Consider the following 16,580-nt stretch of genomic DNA (forward strand, 5'->3'; position numbering starts at 1 on the left):
CATGTCCATCCGAAGAGACGTACGCGCTGCCGCCGTGCTGACCGTGGCCGCCCTGGTCGGGGGCTCCGCCGCCCTCAGCATCGCTCCTGCCGCCTCGGCCGCGACGGCGCTCAGCATCGAGTCGGGCAAGGTGCTCGAGCTCGGCTTCGACGGCGCGCTCACCGACACGAGCGCCCTCGCCGCCGCCGTGACCGTGCAGAAAGGCACGGCCGCGTACGCCGCCGGCATCCACGGCCAGGCGTTCTCCTTCGACGGCTCGACCGCGCTGCGCCTCGGCACCGATGCGCGACTGCAGCCGGCCGATCTCACCGTGTCGTTCTGGTACAACCCGAGCGCGGCGATGACGGGCGAGCAGGTGTTCGCCTGGAGCAAGACCGCATACAACTCCGACGGCTGGTATCTCACGAGTGAGGACGCCGGCACCCCGCTCGCGCTGTCGATCGGCCCCTCGTCTGGCCAGCCCTACAAGGTCGCGGTCGCGGGCACGCGCTCGTCATTCTTCCCCGCCGGCACCTGGACGCACGTCGTGGCGACCTACGACCACGCCACCAAGCAGGTGCAGTTCTATCGCAACGGCGTGCGGCAGCTCAGCACCGTGAAGAACGCCGTGAGCGCCACGGCCTCCGGCGTCCTGGGGTCAGAGGGCGCCTCGGTGAAGACCCTGGGCTACAACGGTCCGCAGTACAACGGATCGCACCTGAAAGGACTTCTCGATGACTACGCGCTGTTCAACGCAGTCGCCACGATCGAGGACGTCGTGACGCTCACGCAGCGCGGCGACGCCACCTTCGACCCGTCCGCCGTCGCGCAGACCGACCTGACCGCGCTCACGGTTCCCGGCGCCGCGGCGGCCGACTTCGCGCTCGCGACCGAGGGGGGATCGGGCAGCGCGATCAGCTGGGCGTCGTCGAACAGCGGCGTGATCGCCGTCGACGGAGCCGTCGCCCGCGTCACGCGACCCGCCGACTCCGCGAGGACCGTGACGCTGACGGCATCCGCCCGCTACGGCGGCAGCACCGTCGTGACCCGTGACTTCACCGTCACGGTCGCACCAGAGGGCGAGTCCGCGTCGCAGTTCCTCGGTGACGCCGGGCTCGAGAACCTCGAGGTCACCGACGCGTATCTCGACAATGCCAACGGCAAGACGATCGACTACCTGCTCAGTCTCGACCCGGAGAAGTTCCTCTACTCCTGGTACACGCAGGCGGGGCTGACGCCGACCACCGACTCGGGCTACGGAGGGTGGGAGCGCTCGAGCGGCACGCGGTTCACCGGACACTTCTTCGGCCACTACATCTCCGCGCTGTCGCAGGCGTACGCCACGACGACGGATGCCGGCATCAAGGCGCAGCTTCTCGCGAAGCTCACCTCGGCGGTCGAAGGACTGAAGCGCTGCCAGGAGGCGTGGGCGAGTGCGCACCCCGCCAGCGCCGGCTACATCGCTCCGTTCCCGATCAGCGCTCTGCCCAGCGGCGCCGACGGACTGCTCGTGCCGTTCTACAACCTGCACAAGGTGCTCGCCGGCCTGCTCGACGCCCATCAGTACGCCCCCGCAGGCGTCGCCGCCGACGCGCTGACCGTCGCCTCCGGCTTCGGCACCTGGGTGAAGAACTACGCCGCCTCACTCGCCGACCCCTCCACGATCCTGCGCACCGAGTACGGCGGCATGAACGAGGCGCTGTACGAGCTGTACGCGATCACCCGCAGCCCCGACCACAAGCGCGCTGCCGAGTACTTCGACGAGGTGGCCCTCTTCCAGCGGCTCGCGAACGGGCAGGACGTGCTGAACGGTCTGCACGCGAACACCACGATCCCGAAGCTGATCGGCGCGCTCAAGCGGTACACGGTCTTCATGGACGACCCTGTGCTGTACGCCACGCTCAGCGACGCCGAGAAGACCGCCCTGCCGATGTATCTCACCGCGGCGCAGCGCTTCTGGCAGATGGTCGTCGACGACCACACCTACGCGAACGGCGCCAACAGCCAGTCCGAGCACTTCCACGGCGCGGACACCCTCTACGCTTTCGCGACGAACGGCGTGACCAGCGGCTACGGCGAGAACTCCACGGCCGAGGGCTGCAACGAGTACAACATGCTCAAGCTCACGCACGCGCTGTTCGCGGTCGATCATCAGGTGAAGTACGCCGACTACTACGAGTCGACCTTCATCAACACGATCCTCGCCTCGCAGAACCCCGAGACCGGCATGGTGACGTACTTCCAGCCGCAGACCGCGGGCTACGCCAAGGTGTTCGGCACGCCGCTCGACCAGTTCTGGTGCGACCACGGCACCGGCATCGAGAGCTTCACGAAGATCGGCGACTCGATGTACTTCACCGGCCCCGACGGGGTGTGGGTGAACCAGTTCTACAGCTCGGTGTACCGCGACGAGGCGCACAATCTGCAGATCACGCAGAGCGCGAACGTGCCGGCCGATCCGGTCGTGCGCATCTCGATCGATTCCGTCGACGGGGGAGCGGTCGCAGACGGCGCCGTGCTGAAGCTGCGCGTGCCGTCGTGGGCCGTGTCGCCGAGCCTGACCCGCAACGGCGAAGCCGTCGATCTGGCCGCGGCTTCGGGCGGGTATCTGACCGTCGAGGTCGCCTCCGGCGACGAGCTCGTCTACACGCTGCCGGCGAAGGTCTCGGTCAGCGACGGCACCGAGAACCCGAACTGGGTGGCCCTCACTTACGGCCCCGTGCTGCTGGCCACCGAGCTCAGCCGCACCAACGTCGGCGCCAGCTACACGGCCGGTGTGCTCGTGCAGATGAGCACGGCCGACAAGTCGCTGAACTCGAACGTCGTGGTCGCAGACCCCGCGGCCTGGAAGGCGGATGCTGCGAACAAGGTCGTCCGCCTGGCCGACGGACCGAACGCCGACGGTCGTACGACCATGCGCTTCGCGCTGCAGGGCGTCGACTCGGCATCCGCGGCGCTGACCTTCGAGCCGTACTACAGCCTCTATGGAGCGCGGTACGCCACGTACATGACCCTCGTGCAGCCGGATTCGCCGGAGGCGCAGGCGCTGATCCTCACTCAGAAGCAGCAGCTGCGCATCGACGAGACGACGATCGACTCCCTGACGTCGTTCGACAACAACAACAGCGAGGCCGACAAGAACTACCGGTACAACAAGTCCGCGGTCGGGGTGTTCAACGGACAGGGCTACCGCGACGGACAACGGGCGACCGACGCGTACTTCCAGTACGACATGATCGTCGACCCGTCCGCGCCTGCGAACCACCTGGGCGTGCGGTACTACGGCGGCGACAACGGACGCACCTTCGACGTGTACCTGAACGACGTGCTGCTCAAGCACGAGCAGGTGACGAACGCGAACGGTGCGACGAGCTGGTACATCCAGTACGACCGCATCCCGCAGACCGTGCTCGACGGCATCGCGGCGAAGGACAGCTACAAGCGCGATCAGAACGGGCAATACGTGCTCGATGCCGAAGGGCAGAAGATCCCGGTCGTGACCGTGCGATTCCAGGGCAACGGCTCCAGCTTCGTCGGCGGTGTGTTCGGCGTGTACACCTCTCTCACCGACCGCTATGGAACGGATGCGGCACTGTCGAAGCTCCAGGTCGCCGGCGGCGCCCTGGAGCCGGCGCTGACGAGCGGGGTCGCCGAGTACACCGTCACGGTGCCGGCCGACGCGACGACCGTGTCGATCGACGCCGACCCGGCGGTTCCGAGCGGGCTCGTGTACGTCGACGGTGTGCTCGTCGACGACGTCGCACCCCGCACGGTCGCGGTGAAGCCCGGTGAAGCCCCCACGGTCGTCACGCTCACGTCCTATGCGCAGGACCACTCCACGAACGAGGTCTACACGCTCACGATCGTCCGTGAGTCGGAGCTCGACGTGTCGGCCACGGTCGCCGTGCGCTGCGTGGCGGGCAAGGCGACTCTCGTCACGAGCGTGCACAACGGATCGGATGCTGCGGCCACTGCGACCGTGACAACCGCATTCGGCACGTCGCAACTCAGCGTCGGCGCCGGCAAGACCGTGTCGAAGTCGCAGGCGACCAGGCAGTCATCCGTGGTGGCCGGCGAGGTATCGATCACGGCGCAGGCCGTGCTCGGAGGGCGGACGGCGACAGTGCAGGTGACTGCTCCGTACGCGGCGACGACATGCCGCTGATCCGCTCTTGACGCGCGGATCACGGAGCCATAAAGTGGAATTGTTCCCGCTAACAATCTGGGGAATGGATGCACTCCACTGGGGGAGTGCGCCGGGCAAGGGCGCCCACGCAGTTCCTGCCCGATGCCTGAAAAGCGAACCCGACAGCCGCCAGGCTGATCGTCGATTCGGTGCGGTACCCGCCGGCCGAGGAACTGGAGAAACACAATGATCAAAAAAGGTATGGCCGCGCGCTGCGCCGTCGGAATCCTCGGCGGGCTGATGCTCGCCGGTGTGGGCGTCGCCGCCTTCGCAGACCCGAGCGAGAACGGCTCCGGTGACGTCGACGTCAAGGTCGACATCGCCTCCACCGCGACCGGGTCGCTGAGCCTCACCGTCGGCGGCACCGAGACCACCCTGACCGAGAGCGGAACCACCGCTTCATACCGTCAGTTCACCGGCGCGCTGCCGAACGTCACGGTCACCGACACCCGCGAGGATGTACCGGCCGGTGTGTTCTGGTACGTCACCGGCCAGGCGGGCGACTTCGTCGGCGCGGCAGGACAGCCGAGCATCACCCCGGACCACCTCGGCTGGGCTCCGAACGTCGTCACGGCCAACGACGGCGAGGTCAGCGCGGGCGACACGGTCGGCACCTCTATCGACGGCGGCGCGAACGGCGTCGGCCTGGTCGGCCAGGAGCTGCTCGCCCTCGCGCTCGACTCCTCCGAGGCGCAGGCGACCTCGGGCCAGTGGACCGCGAACGCGAACCTCGTGCTCAAGACCCCGGTGACCGTCGCGCCCGGTTCGTACACGTCGACCCTGACGCTGTCGCTCTTCGAAGACACGTTCTGATCCCCCTTCGTCTGCCGGTGACATCATGACCTTCCCCCGCTCTGCACCGCTCGCGCTGTGCGCAGCCGCTCTCGCGGCCGTGCTCGGCGTGCTCGGCCTGTCGTCGGCCGCCCACGCCGACGACGCCCCGAGCGATGCGGTCTCGTGGTCGGTGTCACCGGCGGACGGAACGGGCGAAGACGGTCGCGTCTCGATTCAGCACGAGCTGGATCCGGGCGAGAGCGTCGAAGAGCACATCATCGTCCGAAACCTCGGGGCGGGAGACGTCGTCTTCTCGCTCTCGGCGGCGGACGGCTTCTACACCGAGGCGGGGCGTTTCGACATGCTGCCGTCGGACAAGGAATCGACCGACTCCGGCAGCTGGATCACGATCCCCGAAGAGATCGAGATCGCGGCGGGCGGGTCGGCGGTCGTCGCCTTCACGATCACGGTTCCCGAGAACGCCGAGCCAGGTGACCACGCGGCCGGTGTGGCGGCATCCGTCCTCTCGATCAAGAAGGACGACTCCGGCGCCACCGGCGTCGGCGTCGAGAGTCGCGTGGGCATCAAGGTGCTCACGCGCGTCGCGGGCGAGCTCGCACCGGCCTTCGCCGTGCAGAACGTGCGCGGCGACTATCGACTCAACCCCAATCCGTTCGAGGCGGGCGGGCTGACCGTCACCTTCGACGTGCAGAACACCGGCAACGCCCGGATGGATGCCGCGGGCACCCTGGCCATCGCAGGCCAGGAGATCTCGTTCCCCGCCGAGGGTGAGCGCCCGCAGGTGCTGCTCCCCGGCGAGAGCAGGTCGTTCACCGTGCAGGTCGCGGACGTGTGGCCGCTGTTCCTCCTCGCAGGCGATCTCACGGTCGCCCCCACAGCCGCATCGCTCGACGGCGAGCAGCTCTCCGTCGAGGCGGCGACCACGTCGCTCAGCGTGTGGGCGATGCCCTGGCCGCAACTGCTGCTCCTCGCCGGGGTCGCTCTGCTCGTGCTGGCGCTGCTGTGGAACCGCATCCGTTCGCGCCGTCGCGTGGACGAACTGATCTCGAAGGCCGTGGAGCGCGGTCGCGAAGAAGCCCTCGACGAATCCCGCCGAGAGAGAGTGACCGGATGATCGCCCCTTTCACGCTGAACTCCGATGCGGATGCCGCAGCCGACGGCGTAGGAGGCGTGCAGATCCACGTCGACATCACGCAGCTCCCTACCCACGTTCCGGTCGACGGCCTCGCCACCACGGGCGTCGACGTCCCCATGTTGCTCATCGTCGTCGCCGTCGTCCTGATCGTCGTCGGCGCGGCGATCGTCGTCCGGCGAACCCGGCGCCGTCACTGACCGACCCGGGTCTCGTCCACCGGAACCGCATACCGCCACCACTCGAAGGAGAGTGCGATGCTTCTGTCTGCCCGCATCACGAGGACGGCCTCCGCGCTGCTCGTCGCCGCGATCGCCGCCGCCGGTCTGTGTCTCGCGACGCCGGCCGCGGCCGCCGGCGGCGACCCCCAGGTCATCGCCTCCTACGACTTCGAAGACGGCACAGCCCGCGACACCTCGGGGCACGGCAACGACCTGACCCTCTCAGGGGGAGCCGCGATCGAGGCTTACGGCGACAAGCCCATCGGCGGCAAGGCGCTGTCGACCCGCGGCGGCACGCAGCACGCAGCCTTCCCCGTCGGCCTGTTCGACGGGCGAGACGAGTTCACGATCTCGATGAACTACAAGAACCGCTCGTCGACGGGGAACTTCTTCACCTTCGCGGTCGGTCAGGATTCAGACCGGTACCTGTTCCTGCGCACTCGCTATCAGGATCTCTACGCGGGGATCACGAAGGCGTCATGGCAGCAGGAGTCCGGAGCGACGGCATCCCTCGACAGCTCGGTCCAGGGCATCTGGGGCAACGTCACACTCACGGTGTCGCCGACCGAGATCGTCGTCTACTACAACGGCCGGCCCGTCGCGACGAACTCCGACGTGAAGACCAGCATCAGCGAGCTCGGCACGAACCTTCAGGCGTATCTCGGCCGTTCGCTGTACGCAGCGGATCCCTACTTCAACGGGGCGTTCGACGACATCACCGTCTGGGACCGGGCGCTCGATCGGGCCGACCTCCTCGGCTCCGGCGTGGCGGAGGCGGTGGACACCGAGCAGATCCTCACTCAGCGGGTGAGCGCCGACGGCGGAACGAGCATCCTCGACATCACGCTCGACCATTGGGCATCCGGCGGCGGCGCCACGGGTGAGCTCAGCGATGCCGCTGACGTGCGATTCGACTTCCTCACGCACACCGGCGAGACGCTGACAGCGGCAGACGGCAGCCCGGCATCCGAGATGTCCGACTACAGCGAGCCGGTGCGGCTCACACTGACGAAGGCTGACGGCACCACGGTCCCCTATGAGGTGCGCGTGCACACGCTCGTGACGCCGATCCGCATCCCCGGCCAGACCGACGCGACCGGGGCGACGGGCATGAAGTTCTTCGCCGACCCGGAGATCTTCGCCGATGGCGGGAAGTACTACATCTATCCGACTACCGACGGCTACTCGGAGTGGGGCGGCTGGACCATCCACGCGTTCGAGTCGACCGACCTGGTGAACTGGACCGACAAGGGCGTCGTCGTGAACCTGCAGGATCAGAATCTCGACGGCACGCCCGACAGCGGCATCCTGCCGAATCGCACCAAGAAGGCCTGGGCGCCGGCCATGGCGAAGCGCGACGGGAAGTACTACCTCTACTTCTCCGGCGACGGGCAGACGAACGTCGCCGTGTCAGACCGGCCGGACGGCGGGTTCGAGCTCACGGACAGCGTCGTCGCCGACAGCATCGATCCGGCGACCTTCCGCGATCCGCAGACCGGAACGTGGTACATCGCCTGGGGTCAGAGCGGCATCAACTACGCCGCGCTGAACGCCGACATGCGAAGCTTCGACCCGGCGACCCGCGTGCAGCAGCCCATCACCGGCTATCGGGAGGGTTCGTACATCACCGCCCGCGAGTACCTCGGACGGTGGACCTACTACTACACCTACTCGGTCGACGACACGAACTCGCCGGACTACCGGGTCGCCTACGCCACCGCGACGAGCATGGCGGGCCCGTGGACGTATCGCGGCGAGATCCTGAACAAGGACGTCGCCAAGGGCATCCTCGGCACCGCGCATCATTCGGTGCTGCAGATCCCCGGCACCGACGACTGGTACGTCGCGTACCACGCGTTCCTCACCGACGAGATGCGCCCGCGGCTGGTCGATTTGACCAACGGAAAGCAGATCGCCACCGGCAACAAACGCGAGACCCGCATCTCCCGGCTCACCTACACGCAGCCTTCGGCGGCAGAGATCGCTGCGGGCGCAGTGCCACTCATCCAGCGCATTCCGGTCACCTACGAGGGAGTCCTGCCGGAGACCACGCCGACGGTCTCGGTCGAGGGCGCGGCCGCGGTCGGTTCGACCCTGACGGCGGCGTTCGGCGACGGGTGGACCGCGAGCTCGTGGTCGTGGCTGCGCGATGGAGAGCCGATCGTCGGCGCCGACGCCGCGCACTACGTCGTGACCGCAGCGGATGCCGGGCATGAGATCTCGGCACGCGGCATCGGCGAATCCGCGACCGGCGTGCGGAACAACGACAGCACCGCTCCCGCTCGCACCCACCCGCTCACCACGGCGGCTCTGGCGATACCCGATGCCGGAATCGACGTGCGGTTGTCGGTGCAGACCCGGTGCGTGGCGGGCAGGGCCGCGGTCGTCGCGACCGTCGCGAACGAGACGGGGGAGGCGATGGATGCCGTCGTCTCCAGCGCCTTCGGAACCAAGACGATCATGGCGCTGGCCGACGAGCGCAGCACCTCGGCGACGTTCAGCACTCGCAGCGCGTCGGTCTCCGCAGGAACCGTGACCGTCACCGTCGGCGGCACCGCCGTCGAACAGACCTACAGTGCGCGGTCATGCCAGTGACTCGCGCCACCATCACCCACCACCAGGAACGACAGGAGAGTCGCATGCGCGGAAGAGCACGGGGCCGCAGATCGGTCGCCGCAGTCACAGGAGCAGTACTGGTTGCGGGGCTGGCGGCATTCACGCCCCAGGCCGCAGACGCAGCGGAGCCGTCGTCGCTGCTGGCGCTGTACGACTTCTCGGAGACCAGCGGCACGCTCGTGCACGACGCGAGCGCGCACGGGAACGACGCCACGGTGCTCGGCGGTGACGCGTGGAAGGCCGGGTACATGCAGTTCACCGGTGCCAACTACGTGCAGATGCCGAACGATCTGCTCGCAGGCCGCAGTGCGGCGACGGTCGTGATCGAGACCTCGCCGCAGGCCCTCACCGGCGCGAAGTTCCTGTGGAACATCGGCGGCTCGAGCAGCTCGACGAGCGGCCAGGGTCAGTTCTTCATCCAACCCGTCGCACCCCGTGTCGCGATCACCAAGACGAACTGGTCGGGAGAGCAGAGCGTCACCTCGGCGACCAGGCTCGTCGAGGGGCAGTGGCAGTCGGTCGCCGCGACCATCGAGAAGAACGCCGGCGGCACCACGTCGACGCTTCGCCTGTTCATCAACGGCGCCCAGGTGGCGGTGAAGACCGACTCGACCGTGAATCTCACCGACCTGCTCACGCACACGATGAACTACATCGGCAAGAGCGCCTACGCGGCCGACAGCCTGTACCAGGGCAAGGTCTCGACGTTCCGCGTGTACGAGGAGGCGCTCCCGGCAGCGACTCTGGCGGACATCGCCGCGACCGACGCCGCAGCCGCGGCGACCGAGACGGTCGCCGCGCTCGACCTCGCCGCTGCGAACACGCAGAGCCTCGATGCGGTGGAGACCGACCTCACGCTGCCCACCGCGGGCGGAGTCACGTGGGCCTCCTCGCAGCCCGGGATCGTCGACTCCGACGGCACCGTCACCCAACCGGCATCCGACACGGTCGTCACCCTCATCGCCGTGTCGACCGTGCGAGGCGTGCAGAGCACTCCGCGCAGCTTCTCCGTCACGGTGCTCAAGGACCCCGCCGCGGCCGACAAAGCGCAACGCGACCTCGACGCGATCAGCATCTCCGATGCCGACGACGTCCGCTCGAACATCGCGCTGCCGGCATCCGGCGCCCGATACGGCTCCACCCTGACCTGGCAGAGCTCCGACCCGGCGATCGTCGACGTGACCGGCACGGCGCAGACCGCTCCCGGAATCGTCAGCCGTCCTGAGGGCGGAGACGCCAAGGTGACGCTCACGGTCACCGCGACGATCGACGGCGGAACGGCCGCGCGCGAGATCCCCCTCGTCGTGCGTCAGGCCTACGACATGCCTGCGACGACCGACTACCTCTTCACGCACTTCACGGGCACCGAGGGATCGGCGACCGACGAGCAGATCTACTTCGCCACCAGCCGCGATGCCAAGACCTTCATCGACACCCGTCCTGCGGGATCTCCCGTGCTCTCCACAGCCCGGAACGCGGGCGAGGGCGAAGGCGGCGTGCGCGACCCGTTCCTCGTGCGCTCGCCGGAGGGCGACCGGTTCTTCCTGATCGCAACCGATCTGAGCATCTACTACCGCGGGGGCTGGGGCAACGCGCACGCCACGGAAGACGGCTCGACCGAGCTCGTGATCTGGGAATCCACCGATCTCGTGAACTGGAGCGAGCCGCGGCTCGCCGACGTCGCGAGCGAGATCCCGAACGCGGGCATGGCCTGGGCGCCCGAGGCGATCTGGGACGACGTGACGGGTCAGTACTACGTGTACTGGGCCACCCGCGCCGACGGGAACACCGCGTTCGGCGACAGCGTCGACGTCTACCTGTCGACCACGCGCGACTTCCAGACCTTCTCGACCCCGGTGAAGTGGATCGACCGCGAGCACTCCATCATCGACACCACCGTGATCAAGGTGGGCGACTGGTACTACCGCGCATCGGGCGACGGCGAGATCACGATCGAGAAGTCGAAGAACCTCGCTGCGACCACCGCGTCCGCCCTGCCAGCCGCCACCGGCACCGACCAGCAGTGGGTTCTCGTCGGCACGCTGCAGTCGATCCTGGCGGGCAGCGGCACGTGCGCCGCCGGTACGAACTACACCGGAGCCTGCCTCGAAGGTCCGGAGTTCTTCCAGTACAACGACGACGACCGCGCCGGCGCGCAGCAGCTCTACGGGCTGCTCGCCGACCAGTACGCGACGGGCCGCGGCTACGTTCCCTTCCGCACGACCGACATCGACTCGACCTCGAGCTCGGTGTGGAGCAAGGCGACCGACATCAACCTCGGCGCGATCAAGAAGCGCCACGGCGGCATCGTCCCGATCACCGCGGAAGAGTACCAGCGCGTGATGTTCCACTTCGCCGGCGTCGGCACAGACCCCGACCTGAGGCTGAGCTCGGCCGTCACGACGCGCTGCGTGGCAGGCAAGGTCGCTCTCGCCGTCTCGGTCACGAACGCGGACACCCGGGCGTCCGATGTCGTCATCACGACGCCGTTCGGCGACAAGACCGTCAAGGCGGTGCAGCCGGGCAAGACGGTGACGCAGACCGTGACGACCAGGCAGGCGGCCATCGCCGCGGCATCCGTCGCCGTCGACGGCACAGCCAGCGACGCCTCGTACTCGGGGAGCACGTTCTACGACGCCCGCACCTGCGGCTGAGCCGAAGGGATGCCGGCCGCGGACACGGTTCGCGGCCGGCATCCAGACGAGAAGTCCCGAGCGCACTATCGTTGTACCGTTCACGGTCGTAGCGCGGAGGGGGCTTTCATGACCACCGACTCCGCCGCCCCCGTGGGCGGACCCCGCAAACCCAGCATCTACGACGTCGCGGATCGCGCCGGCGTCTCGCACATGACGGTGTCGCGCGTGCTCAACGGGCATCCCAACATCCGCGCCTCCACCCGGGACAAGGTGATGAAGGCCATCGACGAGATGAGCTACACGCGCAGCTCGATCGCCCGTGCTCTCGCCACCAATCGCACCATGCGCATCGGCGCCATCGTGGACAACCCCGGATTCTTCGGTCCGAACAGCGTGCTCAGGGCGATCGAGGTCGCCGCTCGCGAGAACGGCTACGCCCTCAGCAGCTTCTCGGCGGGGGAGGGGAAGGACCGCCGCGTCGACGCGGGGGTCTTGGAACTCCTCACGCAGGGGGTCGACGCGCTGTGCGTGATCGCGCCGCGCGCCTCGTCGCTCGATCTGCTCCGCCAGCAGGCGATCGGGCTGCCGACGCTCGTCGTCAAGGAAGAGCCGGACGAGCAGATGCACACGGCATCCGTCGATCAGCGGGCCGGCGCGACCGCCGCCGTACGGCACCTCATCGACCTCGGCCACCGCAAGATCCTGCATGTCGCAGGACCCCCCGACTGGTTCGACGCGAAAGCCCGCACCGAGGCCTGGCGTGCAGCCCTCGAAGATGCCGGCCTGCCCGTCGTGCCCCCCGTGATCGGCGACTGGTCGTCCGACTCCGGCTACGTGTTCGGCCAGACGCTCGACCTCGGCGACGCGACCGCCGTGTTCGTCGCGAACGACCAGATGGCTCTCGGGCTCATGCACGGGTTCGCTGAGCGCGGCATCCGCGTTCCCGATGACGTCAGTGTCGTGGGCTTCGACGATGCGCCCGACGCCCGGCATTACCTGCCTCCGCTCACGACCGTCCGCCAGGACTTCACGCTGCTGGGCAGGGTCGTGATCGGCGAGCTGCTCGCGGCGATCGAGGGCGCCGAGACCGAGGCCCGCGAGCTGATCCAGCCCGAGCTGCGGGTCCGCGCTTCGACGGCCGCCCCGCGCGCCTGAGCCGCGAGGCGCCCCGGCCCCGGAGCCTCGCCGAGTGGACGGCTTGTCGCCGAGTGCACGGTTTCGACGCGTCGATACGTCGTGCGCTCGACGAGTGCACGTGAACTCGACGAGGGGCGGCCGCGGCGGGAGACGCTGTTGACGGGGGACCGCGGCTTCTCTAGGCTTCTGTTACCGCTCACTGTTGACGTCAACACATTTTGAGGAACAGACGATGAAGTCGAAGAAGTCCATCGCAGCGCTCGGCATCTGCGCCATCGGCGCCGGCCTGCTGGTGGCCGGAGCGCCCGCGGCATCCGCCGCCGCGATCCCGGTCACGATCACCCCCAACCCCGGATACGCATCCGACCCCTTCGAAGGGTGGGGCACGAGCCTGGTCTGGTTCGCCAACGCGACCGGCGGCTATCCCGACGATGTGCGTCAGGATCTGCTCGACAAGGTCTTCGGAGAAGACGGGCTGAACCTCAACATCGCGCGCTACAACATCGGCGGCGGCAACGCCACCGACGTTCCCGACTACCTGCGCCCAGGCGGCGCGGTGGACGGCTGGTGGAACCCCGATCTCGCGAGCTCCACCTACGCCGACCGTGCGGCGTACCGCGCGGCCTGGGACGGAGACGACCCGGCGAGCTACGACTTCGACGCCGACGCGACCCAGCGCTGGTGGATCGATGCGCTGAAGGGCAAGATCACGCACTGGGAGGCGTTCAGCAACTCCCCGCCGTACTTCCTCACCCAGAGCGGCTACGTCTCGGGCGGCATCGGCAACGGCAGCACCGAGCAGCTGTCCGCCGCCGACATGGACGCCTTCGCCGACTACCTCGTCACGGTCGTCGAGCACATCGAGCAAGAGCACGGCATCCAGTTCGACAGCCTCGATCCGTTCAACGAGCCGAACACGAACTACTGGTCGACGACCCTCGGCGGCGACGGCTGGCCGACCTCAGCCAGCCGTCAGGAGGGCGCGCACGTCGGCCCGGCGGCACAGGATCAGATGATCCAGGCGCTGGCCGCTCGCCTCGCCGAACCCGGCACCACGACCGACGTGCCGATCTCCGCGATGGACGAGACCAACCCGTCGATCTTCGCCACGAACTGGAACGCCTGGAGCGATTCGTCGAAGGCCGAGGTCGACCAGCTGAACGTGCACACCTACGGCACCTCAGGACGCCTCGTCGTGCGCGACATCGCCAAGAGCGCTGACAAGCCGCTCTGGATGAGCGAAGTCGAAGGCGACTGGGACGGCACAGGGCACAACCTCACGAACATCGAGAACGGTCTGGGCATGGCGGGCCGCATCGTCGACGACCTGCGCGAGCTCGAGCCGAGCGCCTGGGTGTTCTGGCAGCCCGTCGAAGACGCCTACAACATGGAGAAGGTCGAGGACCTGAACTGGGGATCGGTCCTGGTGGACTTCGACTGCAACGCCGAGGGCGACTCCGAGCGGCGCATCGCCGACGGCGATGCCGACCCGAGCTGCCAGGTCAAGACGAACGCGAAATACAACACGGTGCGCAACTTCACGCACTACATCCACCCGGGCGATGCGCTGATCCCCTCGGGCAATGCCCAGACCACTGCTGCCGTGTCGGCCGCCGGCGACGGCGCGACCCTCGTGCACGTCAACACCGAGGCCTCGGCTCGCGAGCTGACGATCGATCTGTCGCGCTTCGGCACGATCTCCCCAGGGGCGACGGTCACCCCGATCGTCACCACGCAGTCCACCGAGGCCGACCCGACCTCCAATGCTCTGGTCGAGGGCGCTCCGGTGCCGGTGAACGCGGCGACCCGCTCGGCCACCCTCACGGTGCCTGGCAAGTCGGTCGTCACGCTCGTGGTCTCCGGCGTCTCCGGTGTGTCGGATGAGGCGACCGCGCTGCGCGACGGGCACAGCTACCAGCTGTTCGGCGTGCAGAGCGGCAAGGCGCTCGCCGCGTCGGGCTCGGCCGCCGTCATCCGCACCTCGGCGACGACGACGGATGCCGCTACCGCCCAGACCTGGACCGTGCGCACCCTCGCGGGCGAAGGCACGGATCGTCACCGCTTCGCGCTGCAGTCGGGAGACGGCCGCTACCTCGCCGAGTCCGGGGGTGCAGTCACGATGGCGACTGCGACGCTCGAGCAGGCGGCGAGCGATCCGGCCCTGCAGTGGATCTCGTCGACCACCGACGGCACGAGGTTCTCGATCCTCAGCGTCTCGAACGAGCGCGTGCTCGACGTGAACGGGCAGAGCTCGGCCGATGGAGCAGGGGTGGGCCTGTGGACGTCGAACGACGGTGCGAACCAGCTGTGGACGCTCGCCGACACGGGCCTGGTGTCGGTCGAGCAGGTCGCCGTCGGCACCGCCACAGGCACGGCCCCTGCCCTGCCGGCGAACGCCACGCTCGTGTATCGCGGAGGCGTGGAGCGCACGGCGCCCGTCACCTGGAACACCGCGGGAGCCGACTGGAACGTCGCTGGGACCCAGACGATCGCAGGCTCCGGCACCGACCTGTTCGGGGTCGCCTTCGAGGCGACCGCCGTCGTCGAGGTCGGGTCCGTCTCGCTCACGGATCCGGTGTCGCTCACCACGTACGCCGGGGCTCCGGCATCGACGGTGAAGGCCGCGGCGCCCGCCACGGTTCCGGCGATCGTCGGCGCGACCGACCAGCGGGTCGACGTGCCGGTCGTGTGGGACTGGTCGGGCGTCTCCGACGCCTCGTTCGCGGACACCGGAGTCGTCACGGTCGCCGGAACCGCGAAGGCCCCTGGTGGCGCGGACCTCGTCGCGAAGCTGTCGGTCGTCGTGACCGCGCCGTCGGCGGCGAACATCGCGCCGCAGAGCACGGCGTCCGCCACCTTCACCGAGAGCTCGAGCTACGGCGTCGATCGCACCAAGAACGGTCTCACCACCGACAAGGGCTGGTCGAACTGGAGGTCCGGCACGAAGAACACGCAGGACACGCTGACCTACACGCTCGCGCACGGATCGACCATGCAGAGCGCGAAGCTCTTCTTCTACAAGGACGGCTCGTCGAACAGCTGGCCGCAATCGCTGTCGGTCGAGCACCGCATCGGATCGGGGGCGTGGACCTCGCTCGGCACGGTGGACGTGCCGGTGCCGGCGGACGGCACTGCGCCGATCGTCGAGGTGCCGATGAACGGCGTGCAGGCGGATGCCGTACGCGTGGTCATGACCGCTCGCGCCGCGACGCACATGATCGTGTCGGAGGTCGAGCTGTACGCCGCCGCGCCCAGCCCCTCGACCGTCGACGCCCTCGCCGCGATCACCCTCGACGGCGCGCCGCTCGCCGGGTTCTCCTCCGACGTCACCGCGTACGAGGTGCCGTGGCAGGGTGCGGAGTATCCGACGGTGCGTGCCGTCGGCGTCGACCGCGACGCGACCGTCGAGGTCGCACAGGCGGATGCCGCCGGCCAGGCGCGCATCGTGGTCACCGCACCGTCGGGGGCCGTGCGCACCTACACGCTCGCCTTCACGGCCGCGGCTGTGCCCGATCTCGATGCTGCGGTGTCGACCTCGGTGCGCTGCGTCGCCGGCAAGGCGCAGCTGGTGCTGACCGTGACGAACACGGGAGATGTCGCGACAGACATCACGGTGACCACGCCCTACGGCAGCAAGACGCTGTCGGATGTGCGGCCGGACGCCCGCTCCTCGATCGCCCAGGCCACCAGGCTCACGGCCTTCCCGGCCGGTGCCGCGCAGGTGGAGCTGGGAGCGGATGCCGGCGGCACCCGCATCACGGAGAACCTGCAGTTCGCGTACCTCGCGGGGGCGTGCCGGTGATCAGCTGAGCACCGGGTGCGCGTTGTGGTCGCCATCGCGTGAGAAGACGACCACGACGCGCACCCCGTGGGGGCGG

8 protein-coding genes are annotated in these 16,580 nt (G+C 68.6%); all 8 read left to right on the forward strand.

Going from position 1 to position 16,580, the window contains the following annotated elements; all coding sequences use genetic code 11:
• Position 1 precedes the first annotated feature (1 nt).
• A complete protein-coding gene (locus tag ACI3KT_RS00335) occupies positions 2-4,144 on the forward strand; it encodes a beta-L-arabinofuranosidase domain-containing protein (RefSeq protein WP_404901727.1) in 4,143 nt (1,380 codons plus the stop codon).
• 207 nt (positions 4,145-4,351) lie between these two features.
• Positions 4,352-4,978, forward strand: coding sequence for a hypothetical protein (locus ACI3KT_RS00340; protein ID WP_292907079.1), 627 nt, complete (start codon positions 4,352-4,354; stop codon positions 4,976-4,978).
• A 25-nt stretch (positions 4,979-5,003) separates the two neighbouring features.
• On the forward strand, positions 5,004-6,074 hold the full coding sequence (locus ACI3KT_RS00345) for a hypothetical protein (RefSeq protein WP_404901729.1): 1,071 nt from the start codon (positions 5,004-5,006) through the stop codon (positions 6,072-6,074).
• Positions 6,071-6,292: a hypothetical protein gene (locus tag ACI3KT_RS00350; protein ID WP_404901731.1), complete on the forward strand. Its 222-nt coding sequence runs from the start codon at positions 6,071-6,073 to the stop codon at positions 6,290-6,292. Before ACI3KT_RS00345 ends, ACI3KT_RS00350 begins: the two co-directional genes overlap by 4 nt.
• Before the next feature lie 57 nt (positions 6,293-6,349).
• Positions 6,350-8,908, forward strand: coding sequence for a family 43 glycosylhydrolase (locus ACI3KT_RS00355; protein ID WP_404901734.1), 2,559 nt, complete (start codon positions 6,350-6,352; stop codon positions 8,906-8,908).
• 44 nt (positions 8,909-8,952) lie between these two features.
• Positions 8,953-11,583 (forward strand): immunoglobulin-like domain-containing protein, encoded by a 2,631-nt coding sequence (locus ACI3KT_RS00360; protein ID WP_404901736.1) that lies wholly within the window; start codon positions 8,953-8,955, stop codon positions 11,581-11,583.
• A 108-nt stretch (positions 11,584-11,691) separates the two neighbouring features.
• Positions 11,692-12,720 (forward strand): LacI family DNA-binding transcriptional regulator, encoded by a 1,029-nt coding sequence (locus tag ACI3KT_RS00365; protein ID WP_292907788.1) that lies wholly within the window; start codon positions 11,692-11,694, stop codon positions 12,718-12,720.
• Positions 12,721-12,934: 214 nt separating this feature from the next.
• Positions 12,935-16,504 carry a glycoside hydrolase gene (locus ACI3KT_RS00370; protein WP_404901738.1) on the forward strand — a complete coding sequence of 1,190 codons (3,570 nt, stop codon included), beginning with the start codon at positions 12,935-12,937 and terminating at the stop codon, positions 16,502-16,504.
• Positions 16,505-16,580: the final 76 nt, after the last annotated feature.

This window comes from Microbacterium sp. ZW T6_19, assembly GCF_044987465.1.
Classification (GTDB): Bacteria; Actinomycetota; Actinomycetes; order Actinomycetales; family Microbacteriaceae; genus Microbacterium; species Microbacterium natoriense_A.

What these genes read in the sequence shown, in the direction of transcription:
- ACI3KT_RS00360 (WP_404901736.1), top strand. Translation starts at nt 8,953, where the DNA reads ATGCGCGGAAGAGCACGGGGCCGCAGATCGGTCGCCGCAGTCACAGGA.
- ACI3KT_RS00335 (WP_404901727.1), top strand. Translation starts at nt 2, where the DNA reads ATGTCCATCCGAAGAGACGTACGCGCTGCCGCCGTGCTGACCGTGGCC.
- ACI3KT_RS00350 (WP_404901731.1), top strand. Translation starts at nt 6,071, where the DNA reads ATGATCGCCCCTTTCACGCTGAACTCCGATGCGGATGCCGCAGCCGAC.
- ACI3KT_RS00355 (WP_404901734.1), top strand. Translation starts at nt 6,350, where the DNA reads ATGCTTCTGTCTGCCCGCATCACGAGGACGGCCTCCGCGCTGCTCGTC.
- ACI3KT_RS00370 (WP_404901738.1), top strand. Translation starts at nt 12,935, where the DNA reads ATGAAGTCGAAGAAGTCCATCGCAGCGCTCGGCATCTGCGCCATCGGC.
- ACI3KT_RS00345 (WP_404901729.1), top strand. Translation starts at nt 5,004, where the DNA reads ATGACCTTCCCCCGCTCTGCACCGCTCGCGCTGTGCGCAGCCGCTCTC.
- ACI3KT_RS00340 (WP_292907079.1), top strand. Translation starts at nt 4,352, where the DNA reads ATGATCAAAAAAGGTATGGCCGCGCGCTGCGCCGTCGGAATCCTCGGC.
- ACI3KT_RS00365 (WP_292907788.1), top strand. Translation starts at nt 11,692, where the DNA reads ATGACCACCGACTCCGCCGCCCCCGTGGGCGGACCCCGCAAACCCAGC.